Raw genomic sequence first — 14,288 nt, forward strand, 5'->3', positions numbered from 1 at the left:
GACGACAAGTCGCGTGACCGGCTTCTGCAGGGACCGCCAGCCACAAACCTCGCCCGCGCAGGCTTCCGAAGCCGTGGTTCCTAAGAGGGGAAATATGGACTCTGTTCAAAAGACCCGAGTTTTTGTGTCATTCCTGCTTGCAGTCGTGGCCACAGGGCTAAGCGCATGTTCGTCAATCGAAGCGTCCTCACGCTTTATTGCCTCGACTCCGCGAAATGTCTCGCACAAGGATCTGGATGACGTCGCCAACTATGGGGCTATCACCGATGAGAAGTTCCCGATCCATGCCATCAATGCATCGACGATCGCCGAGCGTAACCTGCGCCAATTCGTCGATTTCGAAACCGATGAGCATCCGGGCACGATTGTGATTGATACCGACAGTCGGTTTCTCTACCTCGTTCAAGATCACCATAAAGCCATCCGCTACGGAATCGGAGTGGGAGTGAACGGCTTGGCTTTCACGGGCAACGCGGTAGTTGGCTACAAGCGCGAGTGGCCTCGCTGGACACCGACAGCAAACATGATCCGTCGCAATCCCTCTCTCAACGCAAAATGGAAGAGGGGCATGGACGGCGGACCATCCAATCCGCTTGGCGCCCGTGCGCTGTATCTCTTCAAGGACGGCACGGACACGCTTTTTCGCATCCATGGTACTTCTGAGCCCAATACCATTGGCAAGGCGGTATCGTCAGGCTGCATCCGCATGTTCAATCACGATATCATCGACCTCCACCGGCGGGTGCCTCCGGGAACAAGGGTGGTGGTAATGGAACGAAGGGTCGAAGCAATACGACCTGTTCCGTAAGCTCCGCTGGCCGGAGACGGATGGCAGAGCGGTCTGCCCGCACTGTGGCAGTATCGAAGCCTACGAGATCTCGACGCGGCGGAAGTTCAAGTGCAAGGCGTGCGCGCATCAATTTAGCGTCTCGTCTGGGACGATCTTTGCCTCGCGCAAGCTTGGCTTCACCGACATGCTGGGCGCCATCGCGATCCTCGCCAACACGATTCACGGTAAGATTATTCTACGCCGGCTCGCGACTGCGCCGCGCCGGTTGATCAGGAATGCTTCTTCACCCAGGCCACGAACAAGTCCATCCAACTCTGAAGGAACTGATGGCTCGCAGCCCCGATGTTGCCGTCAGCGTCAAACAGGCCGTCTTTGGCCCGGATGAAGGCCTCGGGCTGGCCCAGTGTTGGCACATCAAGATAAGCCAATATATTTCGCAGATGCTGCTGCGCGAGCGCGGTACCTATCGCCCCAACCGAAACGCCGAGAATGCCAGCTGGTTTGCCGGCCCATGCATTCTGCCCGTACGGACGAGAAGCGTGGTCAATCGCATTTTTGAGGACGCCGGGGATCGAGCGATTATATTCGGGCGTAACAAACAAAAGGCCATCGGCCGATTGGATTTCTGACTTTAGCCTATGCACTTCTTTCGCGGGATTAGCCTCGACATCCTGATTGTAAAGCGGAAGGTCGCCTATTTCCGAGTGCTTGAAAGAAAAATCGGACGGTGCAAGTTTCACGAGAGACTTGGCGAGTTGCGCATTAAACGAGTCGCGTCGCAAGCTGCCGACGACCACAGCGACTTTGAAGCTCATGTTTTAATTCTCCTGCAATAGGTTGTGATCCGATGTAATTCTTAGTCGGCTTCGATCAAAAGTTTCTGAAGTTCGAGAGGTGTCGCGCCGATTGCGAATGTCAGTCGATGGGCCCGGACCGATTCTTAGATTACTCCACGGCACGAGCATCATTTTTGCTTTCGTGCCGGCGGCCGAGCCAAGCTCCCTCGCGCAATTCCGACTTTCACGATCCTGTGGAAGTGTGAAGCAATACAAGGCAGCGTAGAAGGCAATGTCTGAAAGGCCGAGAGGCTGTGTGAAAACGCGCCCCTTTTAGCGAAGCGCTGTACGATTCCCGCGAGCTTGAGCGGGAGGGACGAATGGGGCGGTTCATCGAAGGCGCGGATCGGACACAGGTGACGCTTCTGCCGGAAGCGATTGACGACTACGTCAGCGACGACAATCCGGTTCGCGTGGTCGATGCTTTGTCGATGCGCTCGACCTTGCGGCGCTCGGCTTCGAGGGCGTCGTCCCTGAAGAGACGGGCCGCCCCGGCTACCATCCGGCAACGATCCTCAAGATCTACATCTACGGCTATCTCAACCAAGTGCAATCCTCGCGCGGCATCGAGCGCGAGTGCCGGCGGAACCTGGGACTGATCTGGCTTACGGGGTGCCTGGCGCCCGACTTCAAGACCATCGCCGACTTCCGCCGCGACAACGGTCCAGCCATCCGCAAGGTATGCCAGCAGTTCATTGCTCTCTGCCGCGGCCTCGATCTCCTGGATGCCAGCATCGTCGCGATCGACGGCAGTAAATTCAAAGCCGTCAATGCTAAGACGAAGAGCTTCACACGCGAGAAGCTCGCGCGGCGCCTGGGCGAGATCGATGCGGCCATCGGCAGGTATATGGCCGAGCTCGATCGTGCCGACGAGGTGGTGAGCAAGACCGGGATGTCGGTGCCCGAAGCACGGCTCGCACGCGTGATCAAGAAGCTCGCCTACTGCCGACGAGAGGCCAACGCCTTGAAAGCGGCGCATGGACGCCAGCGGAGAGACGCAGGTCTCGCTGACCGATCCTGATGCCCGCGCGATGGCGACGACGAGCAGGAAGCCCCGCGTGGTCGGCTACAACGTGCAAAGTGCCGTCGAGACGAAGAACCACCTGATCATTGCGCACGAGGTGACGAACCACGGCTACGACCGTGATGCCCTGGTGATGATGGCGCATGCGGCGCGGGAGGTGATGTCCAGCGACGGGATCGAGGCGATTGCCGACAAAGGCTATTACAAGGGCGAGGAGATCGTCGCGTGTGAGGAGGCCGGCATCCCGGTCACCGTGCCCACCTCGCATCCCAAATACCGCGCGATCCGAGAATGCAAGACGGCTGGCGCATCGCCGCCGGGCAAAATGTGAGCGACGAACCGCCCTGTCGTCCGCAGCTCATTTCGCTGACCATTAATGCCGCGCATATCGAGTGCTAAGCTCGAAGTCTGGCGCGAACGGCTGCTTTTCAAAGCCAAGCGAGCGGCATTTCGACAAGCGCCCGGGAAGTCGTCCGAACATTGAATGAGCCGATGCGCAATTGCAGCGCCTGCTGGCGCAAAAAGTCAGCACTCGAATGGGGCCGTGCGCGCGGCATGCGCTCGAAAAATGATTTATCCGCTATAAAACATACACATAGAGAATAATTAATCGTTTGGCATAGAACTTGCCGTTTCCGCTCAGACCTCTTTGGGGAGTGAGCATGAACGCATCAGCCAACGTCCTACTAGATACCGCTCCGTTCTTGAACGTTCGCGATGCGAGTTTTTCTATCCGCTCACCCGAAGTGGCCGAAGCGCGCGAGAAGAGCTGGTTCGCACGCACCCCTTATGGGATCGCGGTCCTGCGGTATGAGGACATGCAAAAGCTGCTTCGCGATCCTCGTCTGCGGCAGGGATCATACGCCTGGCCTAGGCTCAACGGCGTTTCGGGATTGTTTGCATCGTGGTGGTCGCGAATGTTGCTGAGCCGCGAGGGAGCAGACCACGCGCGTTTGCGCCGTCTCGCCAATCCGGCATTCTCGCCGGCTCTCGTGGCTAAGCTCAAGCCGGCGTTCACCGAAATCGCCAATGAGTTGATCGACGCGTTTAGAAAGACGGGCGAATGCGAGTTCGTGAGCGCATTCGCTGAGCCCTACGCGACGCGAGTCATCACCACGCTTCTAGGACTTCCCGAGCATGAGTGGCGCCGCCTCGCGGAATTGGCATCCGACATGGGTTTGGCCCTTGGTGTCACCTTCAAGGATGATCTCGTCCGCATCGACGCCGCAACGCAGAAAATGTTCGATTATGCGAAAGGGCTGATCGAGGAGCGCAGTGCAAAATCTCTCGGCGATGACTTCGTAAGCCTCCTGATCAAGGCCAACCGGGAGGGCCAGCAAACACTCAGCGACGAAGAGCTGTATGACATGGTCGTATTGGCCATTTTCGGGGGAATCGACACGACGCGAAACCAACTTGGTTTGGCGATGGACGTCTTCATCGCCCATCCCGAGCAATGGCGTCTGCTCGGCACCAATCCCGAACTCGGGAGAGCCGCCGTCGAAGAGGTCATGCGTGTTCGCCCGACCGTCACCTGGGTAACGCGGGAAGCGGTGGAAGACTTCGAGTACAAGGACTTGATGATTGCGAAGGGAACGACGATTCATCTCTTCGGACAGGCTGCATGTTCAGACCCGAGAGCGTTCGCAAATTCAGACTTTGATATAACCGCAGTGCGCAAGCCGCATTTCGGGTTCGGCGGCGGCTCCCACCATTGCCTCGGCCACTTCATCGCACGCGGCGACATGACGGAGGCGCTCGCGATTCTCGCGCGCCGGATCAAGAACCCCCGCTTCAATGGCGAACCGGAGTGGCTTGCGGACAGTGGCAATACCGGTCCGATCCGGCTTCCGATCGCATTCGATTGCGAAGCGTAAGCCGCACACAATCAATCAGCAGGGGGATATGATGAAAATTTGCGTCGACATGAAGAAGTGTCAATTGCACGGGCAGTGCGTTATCGCGGCTCCCGATATTTTTTCCTTCGACGCAAACGGCGATCTCGTATGGACGGAGTCGCCGAGTGATTCACTTAGGCAGCAGGCGGTAGAAGCGGCGGACGTTTGTCCCGAGCAGGCGATTACGATCGAGCAAGACTCGTGAGCGCCCAAATCGCGATTGTCGGCGCGTCACTTGGCGGACTGCGGGCGATGGAAGGTCTCATCGCCTGCGGTGCCGATCCCGAGGCGTTGACCATCATCGGCGCGGAGCGTTTCCGTCCCTACAATCGTCCCCCGCTATCGAAGGATATCTTCGCGAGCATCGCCGACGACGGCATCGAGCGGGCGTTCGACAAGCTGCACTTCAAGATCAAGCCTGAGCTCGAGGCTGCTCGGTGGCTGCTGGGGCGGCGCGCCACGTCTGTCGAACTCACGAACAAGATACTGTCCCTTGATGACGGAACCGAGATCCCATTCGACGCCATGATCGTCGCGACGGGGCTGTCTCCGCGCCGCCTTGAGATCGCCGGTGCGTGGTCGCACAGGTTCGTTCTGCGGACCTTAGATGATGCTTTCAACCTCGCCACCAGGCTTCGGACCGAGCGGGATATCGTTGTCGTTGGCGGAGGCTTCATAGGTTGCGAAGCCGCCGTGACGGCCAAAAAGCTCGGATGCAATGTCACGGTCGTTGAGGCCTTGGACGAACCAATGGAGCGGGCGATCGGATCGACACTTGGCGCAGCGATGCGGCGCCTGCATGAGGATTGCGGTGTCTCGTTCCGCACGTCCGCGAGTGTAGAAGATTGGCGTATCGGCGATGACGGAGATCTCACCGGCGTGGTCTTGTCGACAGGAGAGATTGTCTCGGCCGATTTTGTCGTCGAAGCCGTGGGTTCGGTGGCCAATGTCGAGTGGCTGGCAGGCACGTCTCTCAATCTCGAGAACGGGCTGCTTTGCGATAACTGGATGAGGGTCGAGGGGCGAAAGTACCTCTACGCGGTGGGTGACGTCGCGCGGTTCCCGAATCCAAGGTTCGACGATGTGTGCCGCCGCATTGAGCACTGGTGCGTGCCGGGAATGACGGCGAAGCGTGCCGCAGAAACCTGCATGGCCGATTTATCCGGCGCACAGCAGGCGTCGGAGTCGTTTTCGCCGATGCCGTCCTTCTGGAGTGATCAGCACGACATTCGCATCCAGTCCTTTGGTCTTCCCGGGTGCGGGAATTCCGCCGAGCTTCTCGACGGCTCGTTGGAAAGCTCGGCGTCTCTCCGGCAGGGCGTGGCGGTCGGATACAGGCGCGACGACAAGCCGATCGGCGTTGTTTGCGTTGGCTTGCCCCCGAACAAGGCTTTCGCGCACCGGACGTATCTCGAACAGCAATGAACTTCTTCGTCTCAGGCTCTGCTCAAGAATTGAAAGGCTTTCAATGGTGACCGACAACCTCAGGACACGTCTCGAGACCGAAGCTATCGATGTGGTGCATGTTGGACAATTCGACTATGGGAGCGTGTTTCGCGAACGCCGCCTTCGGCGCGAACAGTTCTTGGCGTGGGCGAGTGAACCTCGGTTCGCGAACGTGTTACCCCTATGGGACTGCGCCGACAACCTGTTCGGCAGCGGCCCCTATCTCACGGAAAAGCTTCGCATCGATGCCAATTCCTGGCGCCGGTATGGTTTTGAACCGAAGTCGGTCGCGATCGTGGCGGAATTTGACGGATCGTCCGCGGACCTGATGCCGAGGCATGTGCTCAGGACCCAGATCGACCGCGCAGCGGCGATGGGCTTTGACGTTTTAGCCGCGTTCGAATTTGAGGTTCTCATACTAGCCGAGACGGCGGAGAGCCTCCGCGCCTCGGACTTCGCCCCGCCCCGCCAGTTCGCGCCAGATAACAAATGCTGGTCCGGACAAACGGCTGCGGACCAGGCAGAGTTTGTAGCTGGTCTCGAGAAAGCAATTGTCGACAACGATGTCGCTCTGTTCTCGGTTGCGGGCGAACTCGGCCCCGGATGCTTCGAGGCGACGCTCGGCGCCGTTCCGGCGATGAAGGCCGCTGACGACGCCTGCTTCTTCCGCATGGCAGCAAGGTCGTATGCGCGGAGAAATAATCTCACCGCGAGCTTCATGTCGTATCTTGGAGCAAGCTATCCCGCGATCGGCGGCCATATCCACCTGTCTCTTCTCGACAAGAAGACTGGCCGGAACATTTTCTCGGACGCTCAAGGCGCCACCAATGAAGCGGCGAAGCAGTTCATAGCGGGCATGACGAATGTCGTGCCGCAAGCCTTCGCGCTCTGCGCCCACACGGTGAACGCTTACAGGCGTTTCGCGCCCGGCTCATGGGCGCCGAAGTCTATGAGTTGGTCGGACTGGAAATTTACGACGGCCGTCCGGTCAGCTCCGTCGTCGAGCGACACTGCCCGTCTGGAGTTCCGGGTGCCGGGCGCCGACTGCAATCCGCACTTGTCTCTGGCGCTGATGCTCGGTTCCGGTCTCGATGGGCTGGAGAAAAAGCTGGCGTCGACGCCGCCAGCCCCGGATGGCGGCCCTGATGATGTGCCGGCAGGCGCGATCCGATTTCCCTCCAATCTTGCTGAAGCCGCCGAGCGGCTTCGCCAGAGCGCAGATGCCAAGCGATTGTTCGGATCGAAATTCGCCGAGCACTTCGCCAAGGCCTGCGACGTCGAGCACGCCAGCCTCGCTCGCGCGGTCAGCAATCTCGAACTCAAGCGATATCTCGAAGGCTAAGCGCAAATATCAGAGTGGGAGGACGTCACGGATGTTTACACTTGATAAGCCCATGTTTCAGAAAGACAGAGCGATACCAGCGGCGAAGGCTGACACCGACTACCACCGGGAAATTGCGGATCCTGCGCGGCAGGAACGGGTTGCGCGCGTGCGCGAGAAAATCGACAAGCTCGGCGTTGAATACATTTACTACCAGTACGTCACGATCACGGGCCGCGTTCTAGGAAAAGCGGTTCCTGCTCGTCACTGGGAACAGACTGCCAAGAAAGGCATCCAGACTTGGCTCGGCGGCATCACGAACCTCGCCCCCGACATGAACGGACAGTTGATCGGCTTTTCCGCCAATGACGGCGAATCCATTGCGCTCCCGGACCCGGAAACATTTTGCCAGCTCCCCTGGAACAACAAGGTTGGCCGCATGTTTTGCAGCCTCTTCTATAGCCTTGAGGACGAGAAGACGCCGGGCGCGTTCTACGAGTGCGATACGCGTGGCAACCTCAAACGCTTCGATCGCCAGTTCCGGGAAAAATACAATGGCTTGCATTTGCGGGTTGGTCTCGAACCCGAGATGCTTTGGCTGAGGCCGACGGGCGATCCCTCCAAGCCGTATGAAGGCATTACCAAACCGAACGCCTACCACATCGATCAATTCGAGGCGGCGCGCGATATCTGGATGCAGGTATATCAATACGCCGAGGCCATGGGTCTCGATATGATCCAAGGCGACGTCGAAGATTCACCGGGCTTGCTCGAGCTCAACTTCAGTTTCGACGACGCGTTGGCGACATGCGACCGCCTCACCACCTACCGGCAGATTTGCGCGGAGATTGCGCGCCAAAAAGGATTGATCGCTTGCTTCATGGCGAAGCCGATCATGGGCGTCCCTGCCAATGGATGCCATCATAATTGCTCGATCTGGACGGGTGGCGAAAAGCAAGTCCAACGACTCGTCCCGGGCGAGTTGCCGGGCATGGACGAGGTCTTCACCTACACGAAGGGCGGCGTGAACGAGTTCACGAACAAGGAGGATGGGTGGATCCCAACCGACATGGGAAAGCACGCTCTCGGCGGCGCCCTGAAACATATCGGTGCGCTTACCGCGATCGGCGCCTCGACGGTGAATTCCTATCGCCGGTTTGCAGATATCGGGTTGTGGGCGCCCGTCGGCGCCAATTGGGGACTGCAAAACAGATCTTGCACGATCCGCATCTCGGCTCCCGATCGCTTCGAATTCCGCGCCGTCGACGCAATGGTCAATCAGCATCTATTCTGCAGTGCACTCATCAAGGCAATGGACGACGGTTTGCAGAACAAGATTGATCCGGGTCCGCCTGAAAGCAGAAACGTTGTTGAAGTCATGAAAGAAGGCAAAGAGACGATCGCCACCATTCCGCTGAATCTCTTTGAGGCGCTTGAAGCATTAAAAGAGGACGATCTCATCCTTCAAGCAATGCCGGGGCGTCTCCATGAGCTCTACGACAAGATTAAGCGGGACGACTGGCAACGGTTCTTGAAAGAGGTGACCAACTGGGACGTTGAGCGGTACATGGATTGTCTGCCGTAATTGCTGGTTTTCGCTCGTCGACAAAACCCAACCTCGCAAGCCGAGGTTGGTTTTTTTTTAGCCGAGGTAGCGCGGTTGGAAACGTGGAAGGGGACTGCAAATTCGCAGCGGCGGCGCTGCAATTATGCGCTGAGATGAGTTGATTGCGCCGCTGCCGAGTGATCGTAATCGGCTAACGTATTGTTGCCGCGCTGATAATATCAATGGCACAAGTTTTGCTGACGAAGAACCCAGGTCAATCAGCGGATGCTGAGAACACTTCGCCGCGAGGGGTTGACCTGATTGCCCGGACGGCCACGTGCCGTGTCTGTCAATCCGGAAACGGGGAACGACTTATCAGGAGCAACCATGGCAATTCAACGGAACGAGGGAGAAGACGGCGCAGACGCAAGGCAGTTGGCAGCGCTGGGTTACAAATCGAGATTTGACCGGTCGATGAGCCTTTGGGAAAATTTCGCCCTCGGCTTCACGTATCTTTCGCCGGTTGTCGGCGTTTACTCGGTATTCGCCTTTGGGCTTGCGGCGGGTGGGCCGCCGATGATCTGGGCCTACGTTATCGCCGGTTGCGGACAGCTCCTCGTAGCCCTGATCTTCGGCGAAGTTGTCTCCCAGTTCCCTATCTCCGGCGGCCTCTATCCTTGGGCACGTCGCCTGGTCGGACGACGATGGGCGTGGATGGCCGGGTGGATTTACGGCTGGGCATTGTTCACCACGATCGCGGCGGTCGCCGTGGGAGCCGGGCCGTTCTTGGCGCTCTTACTTGGCTTCGAGGCTACGCCGGAGACGACTACAGCGGTCGCACTCGCATTGGTGTTCGTGGCCACATGTCTAAATCTCATGGGGACACGGCTCCTGGCCAAGGTCGCCGTTTTCGGCTTTGTCTGCGAGCTGGTCGGCGCGATTGTGGTTGGCGTCTATCTTTTGCTGTTCCATCGCATGCAGCCCCTCGACGTCGTGTTCAATACGTTCGGTGTTGAAGGTGCAGGCTCTTATCTGCCGGCATTCCTGACAGCCACGTTGGTCGGCCTTTACTGCTGTTACGGCTTCGAAGCCTGCGGCGACGTCGCGGAGGAAACACCAGACCCCTCGCGACAGATTCCAAAGGCCATGCGTTACACGATCTACATCGGTGTCGGCGCATCTCTCTTTGTTGCTTACGCGCTCGTTCTTGCCGTGCCTGACATCGCAAAAGTGATCTCCGGCGAAGTCAAAGATCCGCTCGGCGATATCCTCAACCAAGCGTTCGGCCCCGTTGGCTCGAGGGGCGTTAGCGCGGTCGTGATGATTTCCTTCATTTCCTGCATCCTGAGCCTGCAGGCTGCCGTTAGTCGATTGGTGTACGCCTACGCACGCGACAACATGATTCTGGGCAGCAGGGTTCTGAACAAGCTGTCGGAAACAACGCGCGTGCCGGTCGGTGCCCTCATGCTCGCCGGGTTCATTCCGGCGGTGATCGTTTGCATCGGCTTGGTACTGCAGGATGCGCTCACCACGATCATCAGTTTCGCGGTGATCGGTATCTACCTGGCTTTCCAAATGGTCGTTTTGGGAGCGCTCTATGCGCGATCGAACGGTTGGAGGCCTAGCGGAGCCTTTCGCCTCGGAGCCTGGGGTCCGTTGGTCAACATCGCAGCCTTGGTCTACGGTGTTGGCGCCATCGTCAATCTCGTCTGGCCGCGGAGCCCGGATGCGGATTGGTACATCAACTACGCAACCCCACTCACGGTCGGCATCGTGGTTGGATTGGGATTGATCTACATGCTGCTCTTCCGTTCACATGAAGAGAATACGGCGCCCTATGGTGACGCACATCTCATCTCGAGCGCGCCCGCGGAGTGATGCCTGGACAATAGACGAAAGAAGGGCACCCAAGAGCGGGCGCCCTTCTTTTAATGCAGACGACGATACCTGCTACGGAGGCCTAATGCGACGACCCGCGGTGATGTTCATTTCCCAGTTTGCTGATCCGAATTCCTATCGAAAGGAAACGTGGAAACGGGTGCTGGGGTACGATGACGAATGCACCGCCATGGAAGCCCTGTTCGACGCGACCGGTGTTCTCGAGGTCGCCGACTACATTCCCGTTCGCGCCCATCTTGGTGACGCATTGCCGGAGGACCTGAATGACGTCACGGCGATTGTCTTGGGCGGCAGCTTTGCCTCTGTTTCGGACGGTTACTCCTGGCAACGGGCCCTGGCGGATTGGCTCTCGCGGATCCGGCCTCTCAACAAACCCCTGCTGGGGCTCTGCGGCGGCCACCAGTTGATGACGACTGTGCTTGGGGGGCGCGTCGAAAAGATCCCTGCCGGCCCTGAGGTTGGAAGCCTTCCAATAACGCTGACGACGGAAGGTCAGCGGCACCACCTGTTTGACGGGTTTGATACGGGCGCGAAATTCTATTTCGGTAACTTCGACAGGGTTATCGAGACAGATCGTGATGCTGTGGTCCTAGCGACGCGACCGCATTTGCCCGCGGCGGCGTTGGATCATGGTGGCGGCTGGCTCTCAGCGCAGTTTCATCCGGAGGTTACTTGCGATCGCATCGCGACTTGCTGGTTGGAACGCAATCCGGCACTGGCCGAAGCGTATAGCTATATAGTGGGTTGCGAGCGCCTAGTGGTCAACTTCTTAAAGGGCGCCGGCATCGAAAGTGCTCCCCGACTGACCTAAACGGTGGTCTAAGGAGTTGGCAGGTGGTGCAGGTGGCCAGTAAATCGCCGTAATCTAAACGCTGGCGCTCTGAGCGATGCAGCGGGATTGGTTCGCGAAAAAAAGCAAGGGTTCGACATGTCGTTCTCGAAGGCCGGAACGAGGAGTGCAGGGCTGTTGCAGGAGACGCCGGACGCCGGAGCGGTTGCCGAGGAGTGCTTGATCGACGTCATCGGCCTCGATGGGCGGGTGTTGTGGGCCAACGAGGTTCAGCTCGAAGCACTCGGGCTTCCGCTAGACGTCGTGACGGGCATCGAGGTTGCTGCGCTTTACACGGATAACTCGTCGCGCAAAGTCTACGAGTTGCTGCGTGAGATGTCAGGCGGCATTCACCAGGAGACAATCGAACTTGAACTCATCTGCCATGGTGGCCGTAAGTCGACATTTCTAGCCCGTCCTCGTTACGTGACCTGGCGCGGCCAGAGTGCGCTGCGTCTGACTAAAATGGATTATGGCCCAGTGGCCCTCCAGCTGGCCGATCTCCGCAGCGATTTCGCCCTTTTACAAAGCATTGTGAACGACGCGACCGAGGCGCATTGGGCAATTGTCTTCCTGGAGCCCGTTGACACCACGCAACTGACTCCGGAGATTATCCGCCAAGTATTCGAGAATAAATCGATCTGGCGAATGTGCAATAAAGCCATGTCAAGGCTCTACGACCTTCCAGACGAAATCGACTTCAATTCCCAATACGTCAGGCTTTGCTGGCCGCACAGCGAGGTCAACGAAATTTTCGTTCAGCAGATCATCGAGTCAAACTATTCTATTCGGAACGCTTTAAGTGTCGACCGCAGCTACGACGGCTCGCCGTTTTACCTTCGCAATGATGTGAGTGCGGAAATTGTGGATGGGTATTTGCGAAAATTGTGGGGCAACTGTCGAAATATAACGGAAACCCAAGTCGCGGCAGTCAACAGCGCGCAGCGCATGGAAGCGATCATCAAGATAATCAACGCGATCCCCGACCCAGTTTTGTTTCTGAAGCACGGCAGTTGGGAGGTCGGAAAGAACCACGCTTACGTTCAAAAATTTGGTAGCGCGGCCGCAGTCGAGGAGTTGGTGCTGGACTGGGCGCGTTCGCGCCCGAACGCGGCGACGCCGCCACCCGTTTTTGAGTTGGCCGACAAGACCGGCGCGGTGCACCCGTTTGAGATCCAGCGGGCGGAAATTCCCGGCGAGAACGACGACTGCTGGGACATGCTGACCTTGCGACGACAGTCCAAGAAAAGCGGACGCGGCGACGGCCGAAAGGTCAGGAGTAGCGCCGAGTGACGAGTACCAAAGAGATCAAGCCGTTTAGCGTCGGCCTGCGTGGTTCGCTTCCGACGGACAAGGATGGTCTCGAACAGCTATTCGCATCTGCACATTTCAAAGCCTTTGCCGACCTAACGCCCGACCCGGTGATTGTTGTGAATCCCGAGGGCATGGTCGTATTTACAAGCGGTAGCGTTGGTAACCGCGGCTCGTCGCCGGAAGCCGGTTGGGAGAGAACTCCATTCGCAGTGTTCCTTCGCAAGTCGGACTGGGATCTTGATGAGTTCGTTGCCGCTGCCGAGCGGGGCCAAATGCAAGGCGTAGCACGCAGGCGCTCGACCGGGCGGCCCTACATCTCATCGTGCCGCGTGCTGCTGTTCGAAGGGAGCAGCAGAGGTTTCATTGTTTATTGGCTTCGCGATCCCGACGGCTGGGAGTTTGCAAAACGCGGTGCGCAGAGCCGAGTGCTGACGCCTGGAGATCCCGGCGAAGCCGAGGAGTTGTCGTTCCCGGAGAATCTTCAGCTTCAGATTGATCGAGCGAAGAGGGCGTATGCGCGATCTTTCAGGATATTGCTTCTGGGACCGTCGGGTGTGGGCAAGACTGCAGTCGCCAAGCACCTCCATCTAACGTCCGGGCGAAGGAATCGACCGTTCGTGCACGTGAATTGCGGCAGCATCCCCGAGTCGCTCTTTGAATCTGAAATGTTCGGCTACGAACGCGGCGCGTTTACCGGCGCGTTGCAGGCCGGCAAGCGCGGCTACATTGAAAGCGCCGGTGGGGGCACCCTGTTTCTCGATGAGGTTGGTGAGATTCCAATCGCAAGTCAGGCCAAATTGCTGAAATTTCTCGAAGACGGTTCGATCCACCCCCTGGGATCTGCCGTCAGCAAGAAAGTTGAAACGAGAGTGATCGCGGCTACCAATCGCCATCTGCAGCGCATGATGAAAGAGGGGCACTTTCGCAAGGATCTGTACTTTCGGTTGGCCACGTTTCCAGTCCAAGTACCTTCGCTTAAGGAGCGTTCGGACAAGGAGCACGTTCTCAACGGAATGCTGGAGGTAACGAACCGCACTCGCGAGCGCCCCTTACGTCTGAGCGCCGCTTGCCGAGCCGCGATACTTCAACACGAGTTCCCCGGCAATCTGCGCGAGTTGAGGAGCATCATCGAGTACCTCGATATTGTGGTGGACGAAGTGGCAAAGCCCGAAGACCTCCCCGACAGCTTGAAAGAGACGCGGAACGAAGAGGCGAAGGTCGAGACGAAATTCGAGCCCGGCGACAAGACGCTGAAGGAGCTCACCCGGGCCTTTCAGGATCATATCATCGATCAAGCGATCGTAAGGTTCGGGTCGAAACGAGAGGCCGCACGGCATCTCGGTGTGGACATCGCGACGCTCGTCCGCAAAACGACGCGTTAGCTT

At 58.3% G+C, this 14,288-nt stretch carries 11 protein-coding genes and 2 pseudogenes; 12 read left to right on the top strand and 1 reads right to left on the bottom strand.

Annotated features, from left to right (window positions below; all coding sequences use genetic code 11):
- The first annotated feature begins 94 nt into the window (after positions 1 to 94).
- Positions 95 to 808 carry a L,D-transpeptidase gene (locus tag AC1DK3_RS17495; RefSeq protein ID WP_477193533.1) on the top strand — a complete coding sequence of 238 codons (714 nt, stop codon included), beginning with the start codon at positions 95 to 97 and terminating at the stop codon, positions 806 to 808.
- A pseudogene (locus tag AC1DK3_RS17500) lies at positions 801 to 1,016 on the top strand (transposase); the annotation flags it as partial. The gene AC1DK3_RS17495 and the pseudogene AC1DK3_RS17500, both read left to right, overlap by 8 nt.
- 43 nt (positions 1,017 to 1,059) lie before the next feature.
- Here the strand turns inward: AC1DK3_RS17500 and AC1DK3_RS17505 are convergent.
- Positions 1,060 to 1,605, bottom strand: coding sequence for an NADPH-dependent FMN reductase (locus AC1DK3_RS17505; protein ID WP_477193534.1), 546 nt, complete (start codon positions 1,603 to 1,605; stop codon positions 1,060 to 1,062).
- Between the two features lie 341 nt (positions 1,606 to 1,946).
- Between AC1DK3_RS17505 and AC1DK3_RS17510 the strand changes: the two are divergent.
- From AC1DK3_RS17510 to AC1DK3_RS17555, 10 genes and pseudogenes are all read left to right on the top strand, one after another.
- Positions 1,947 to 2,909: pseudogene (locus AC1DK3_RS17510) on the top strand (transposase); the annotation flags it as partial.
- Positions 2,910 to 3,312: 403 nt separating this feature from the next.
- Positions 3,313 to 4,527: a cytochrome P450 gene (locus tag AC1DK3_RS17515; protein WP_477193535.1), complete on the top strand. Its 1,215-nt coding sequence runs from the start codon at positions 3,313 to 3,315 to the stop codon at positions 4,525 to 4,527.
- Between the two features lie 28 nt (positions 4,528 to 4,555).
- Entirely contained in the window at positions 4,556 to 4,753 is a 198-nt protein-coding gene (locus tag AC1DK3_RS17520) for a ferredoxin (protein ID WP_477193536.1), read from the top strand.
- The gene (locus tag AC1DK3_RS17525; protein ID WP_477193537.1) at positions 4,750 to 5,973 is read left to right on the top strand and encodes an NAD(P)/FAD-dependent oxidoreductase; all 1,224 of its coding nucleotides are present in this window, start codon (positions 4,750 to 4,752) and stop codon (positions 5,971 to 5,973) included. The genes AC1DK3_RS17520 and AC1DK3_RS17525 overlap by 4 nt, the downstream gene beginning before the upstream one ends.
- A 43-nt stretch (positions 5,974 to 6,016) precedes the next feature.
- Positions 6,017 to 7,336 carry a type I glutamate--ammonia ligase gene (locus AC1DK3_RS17530; RefSeq protein WP_477193538.1) on the top strand — a complete coding sequence of 440 codons (1,320 nt, stop codon included), beginning with the start codon at positions 6,017 to 6,019 and terminating at the stop codon, positions 7,334 to 7,336.
- A 31-nt stretch (positions 7,337 to 7,367) separates the two neighbouring features.
- The gene (locus AC1DK3_RS17535) at positions 7,368 to 8,900 is read left to right on the top strand and encodes a glutamine synthetase family protein (protein ID WP_477193539.1); all 1,533 of its coding nucleotides are present in this window, start codon (positions 7,368 to 7,370) and stop codon (positions 8,898 to 8,900) included.
- A 348-nt stretch (positions 8,901 to 9,248) separates the two neighbouring features.
- Positions 9,249 to 10,739: an APC family permease gene (locus tag AC1DK3_RS17540; RefSeq protein ID WP_477193540.1), complete on the top strand. Its 1,491-nt coding sequence runs from the start codon at positions 9,249 to 9,251 to the stop codon at positions 10,737 to 10,739.
- Positions 10,740 to 10,824: 85 nt separating this feature from the next.
- Positions 10,825 to 11,571: a type 1 glutamine amidotransferase gene (locus AC1DK3_RS17545; protein ID WP_477193541.1), complete on the top strand. Its 747-nt coding sequence runs from the start codon at positions 10,825 to 10,827 to the stop codon at positions 11,569 to 11,571.
- 156 nt (positions 11,572 to 11,727) lie between these two features.
- A complete protein-coding gene (locus tag AC1DK3_RS17550; protein WP_477193542.1) occupies positions 11,728 to 12,882 on the top strand; it encodes a hypothetical protein in 1,155 nt (384 codons plus the stop codon).
- On the top strand, positions 12,879 to 14,285 hold the full coding sequence (locus AC1DK3_RS17555) for a sigma 54-interacting transcriptional regulator (RefSeq protein WP_477193543.1): 1,407 nt from the start codon (positions 12,879 to 12,881) through the stop codon (positions 14,283 to 14,285). Before AC1DK3_RS17550 ends, AC1DK3_RS17555 begins: the two co-directional genes overlap by 4 nt.
- Positions 14,286 to 14,288: the final 3 nt, after the last annotated feature.

The organism is Hyphomicrobium sp. 01T421, assembly GCF_056398805.1.

Coding starts and splice junctions, on each gene's coding strand:
- AC1DK3_RS17495 (WP_477193533.1), top strand. CDS start 95: ATGGACTCTGTTCAAAAGACCCGAGTTTTTGTGTCATTCCTGCTTGCA.
- AC1DK3_RS17505 (WP_477193534.1), bottom strand. CDS start 1,605: ATGAGCTTCAAAGTCGCTGTGGTCGTCGGCAGCTTGCGACGCGACTCG.
- AC1DK3_RS17515 (WP_477193535.1), top strand. CDS start 3,313: ATGAACGCATCAGCCAACGTCCTACTAGATACCGCTCCGTTCTTGAAC.
- AC1DK3_RS17520 (WP_477193536.1), top strand. CDS start 4,556: ATGATGAAAATTTGCGTCGACATGAAGAAGTGTCAATTGCACGGGCAG.
- AC1DK3_RS17530 (WP_477193538.1), top strand. CDS start 6,017: ATGGTGACCGACAACCTCAGGACACGTCTCGAGACCGAAGCTATCGAT.
- AC1DK3_RS17535 (WP_477193539.1), top strand. CDS start 7,368: ATGTTTACACTTGATAAGCCCATGTTTCAGAAAGACAGAGCGATACCA.
- AC1DK3_RS17540 (WP_477193540.1), top strand. CDS start 9,249: ATGGCAATTCAACGGAACGAGGGAGAAGACGGCGCAGACGCAAGGCAG.
- AC1DK3_RS17545 (WP_477193541.1), top strand. CDS start 10,825: ATGCGACGACCCGCGGTGATGTTCATTTCCCAGTTTGCTGATCCGAAT.